This is a genomic window from Pseudonocardia sp. OZ21 (genome assembly GCF_059359135.1).
In genome coordinates this window covers 1-2824 of sequence record NZ_JCADBN010000039.1, presented here as the reverse complement: position 1 = coordinate 2824, position 2824 = coordinate 1, and the positions used below count along the sequence as shown (strand labels likewise).

2 protein-coding genes and 1 pseudogene are annotated in these 2824 nt (G+C 70.9%); all 3 read right to left on the bottom strand.

Annotated features, from left to right (window positions below; all coding sequences use genetic code 11):
* A pseudogene (locus tag AC5L35_RS37250) lies at positions 1-146 on the bottom strand (2,3-diaminopropionate biosynthesis protein SbnB); the annotation flags it as partial.
* Entirely contained in the window at positions 143-1150 is a 1008-nt protein-coding gene (locus AC5L35_RS37245) for a TauD/TfdA family dioxygenase (protein WP_495064462.1), read from the bottom strand. The gene AC5L35_RS37245 and the pseudogene AC5L35_RS37250, both read right to left, overlap by 4 nt.
* Positions 1151-1174: 24 nt before the next feature.
* Positions 1175-2824: alpha/beta fold hydrolase (locus tag AC5L35_RS37240; RefSeq protein WP_495064461.1), on the bottom strand; the 1650-nt coding region annotated here is incomplete at its 5' end.

Sequence of the window (2824 nt, the reverse complement as noted above, 5' to 3'; positions counted from 1 at the left end):
TAGGACGGTGGGTTCACCGAGTCGCCTGCGCCGTGCAGGCGGTAGGTGGCCTCGACCACCTCCATGATCTGCTTCTCGCGGCCCTGCAGCGCCTGCTGGACCTGACCGCCGGAGATCACCGCGAAGGGCGGCACGACCGCGGTCATGAAGTGCTCACATCGATGGTGGGCGTGCAGTCGACCAGTCGCACCGCATCGGCCATGCCGACCAGTACCTCGCGCGGCCCCTCGTAGGGCTCACGGCTGTGGGCGGTGCGGATGTTGTCCACCAGCATGAGATCGCCCGCCTGCCATGGCTCGCGCGCGGTGTGGGCCTCGTTGACCTCGTTGAGCAGTTCCACGACGTCCGGGGTCATCGGTTCGCCGTTGCCGAACCTCGTCGTGAACGGCAGCCCGTCGGCGCCGTACATGTCCACGAGGAACTCGCGCACCTCCGGATCGATCGTCCACTCGCTGAGGAACGCGATCTGGTTGAACCAGCAGCGCTGACCGGTCACCGGGTGGTGCACCACCGCGCTGCGACGCTGCCGGGTGCGAAGTCCACCGTCGGGCTGCCACTCGAACTCGATCGCATTGGCCCGGCAGTAGCTCTCGACAGCGCCACGGTCCTCGGTCCCGAACGCCTCGGCGTAGGACGCCCCGATGTCGTCGTTGTAGTTCCGGACGAGCATCCAGCCCTCGCGCTCGAACCGGTCGACCAGCTCACGCGGCAGCGCCTCGAGCACGGTCGGCGAGTCGGCCACCCCGGTCGCGCCTCCGCTGGTGGCCGCCCCCAGGCAGGCGAACAGCATCACGGAGGGGAACTCGAGGGTGTAGCTCAGCTCGTGGTGCATGCACATCTGCTGGTTGGCCGGCCACTTGGTCGAGGAGTAGACGCCCTCGGAGTAGACCTGGCGGGGAGCGAACGCCTCCCTCTCCGCCATCAGACCGGTGGTGGTCAGCCGCTGGAACACGCCCGCCACCTCCGTCGCGTCGCGTAGCCCCAGGCCACGGACCAGTAGCGAACCGTGCTCGGCGACCAGGGCGCGCAACGCGTCCCGGTGCTCGCCCGCCCAGCGCGGCGCATCGCCGGAGGGATCGGCCCGCGACATCGGCGGCTTGCCGGGTTGCAGGTCCACGTCGAACAGTGACGCCGCGGATGAGGACGACATCTCGATCTTCCTTTCCGTTGCCATTTAGGAGAAAGCCATCAGGTCGGCGGCGCGCAGCACGGCCTTCGCCGCCTCGGCGGGCCGGGTGCGCGGGAAGTAGTGACCGCCGTCGCCGAGCTCGTGCAGGTCGACGTGCCGGGCGAACAGCTGCCAGTCCCGGTACCGGCGCGCGAATCCCGCCGTACTCGGGTCGTCGGTGGCGACCACCACCGTGATCGGCGCGGACAGCTTCACCGCCGGCGGGCTGTCCAGGGCGTCGGCGACGTAGCGGTGGGCGGAGACGCAGTCGTGCCGGTAGGCGGCGCCGACGTGCTCGGCACGTTGCTGGTCCAGCTCGCCGAGCTCGGTGTAGCCGGTGTCCGCGGTCAGGTCGGCAGCGATCTCGGCGCTGGTCCGCTCCGAGAGCTCGGCGATGGTGGCACGCCGGACGCCGGCGTCACCGGGCAGCTGCGCGGCGAGGAACACCCGCTGGACATCCACCCCCCTCGCCTGCAACTGCGTCGCCGTCTCGAGGGCGAGTGCGGTGCCGGACGAGTGGCCCCACAGCAGCACCCTGGTCAGGCCGCGCCCCGTGATCTCGGTGGCCAGCTGATCGGCCACCTGCGTGATCGGCAGGAACGGCTCGCGTTCGGCAGCGAGGTCGTGCCCCGGCAGCTCGACGGCGAGGACCGCCAGCCCGCTCCCCCGCAGGGCCCTGGCCATCGGCTCGAAGTTCACCGCGTTGCCACCCGCGTACGGGAAGCACACCAGCGCGCCGACGTGCCCACCGTCCGATCCCGAGAGGGCCTGCAGGAGGCCGGGACGTCGCTCGGAGCGGCCGTCCACCAGGCCGGCCAGATCGGCGAGGACCGGGTGCCGGGTGATGTCCTTGAGCGACACGGCCCGGTCCAGTGCGATGGCCAGCTTCACGGCCGACAGCGAGTTGCCGCCCCGGTCGAAGAAGTGGTCGCCTCGCCCGACCTGGTCCACCGGGACGCCGAGCACCTTCGCCCATGCCGCCGCCAGCCGTTCCTCGGTGGGTGACTGCGGGGCGTGGTACTCGTCCTCGGCGACGTCGAGCTCGCCGGCGAGCGCCGTCAGCGCCTTGCGATCGATCTTGCTGTTCGCCGTCAGCGGCAGCTTGTCCCGCCAGTGGAAGGCCGACGGCACCATGTACTCGGGCAGTGACTCGGCCAGCCGGTCCCGAAGGACGTCGACCTCGAGCGGCCCTCCGGCCGAGTAGAACGCCACCAGCTGCTTGCCCTCGGGCCGCTCGGCCACCACCACGGCGCCGTCGCGAACCCCGGGCACCCGCAAAAGCGTGTTCTCGATCTCGCCCATCTCGATCCGGAAGCCACGGATCTTGACCTGGGCGTCCCGGCGCCCGAGGAACTCCAGCTTGCCGCCCGGCAGCCAACGGCCGTGGTCGCCGCTTCGGTACAGCCGCCGGCCCTCGCGGTGCGGATCGGCCAGAAACGCGAGCTGCGTGCGCTCGGGGTCGTTGACGTAGCCGCGGCCGACGCAGATCCCGGAGAAGACGATCTCGCCCGGGGCGCCGAGCGGCACCGGGGAGAGGTGCTCGTCGACGACGTACACGCTCACGTTCTGGACGGCCGGCCCGAGCGGGACGCGTTCCCCGTCGGGAGCCCGGTCCATGACCTCGTGGTTGGTGTCGTCGGAGGTCTCGGTCAGGCC

Excerpts from the sequence above, each read along its gene's own strand:
- AC5L35_RS37245 (WP_495064462.1), bottom strand. The coding sequence starts at position 1,150 with ATGTCGTCCTCATCCGCGGCGTCACTGTTCGACGTGGACCTGCAACCC.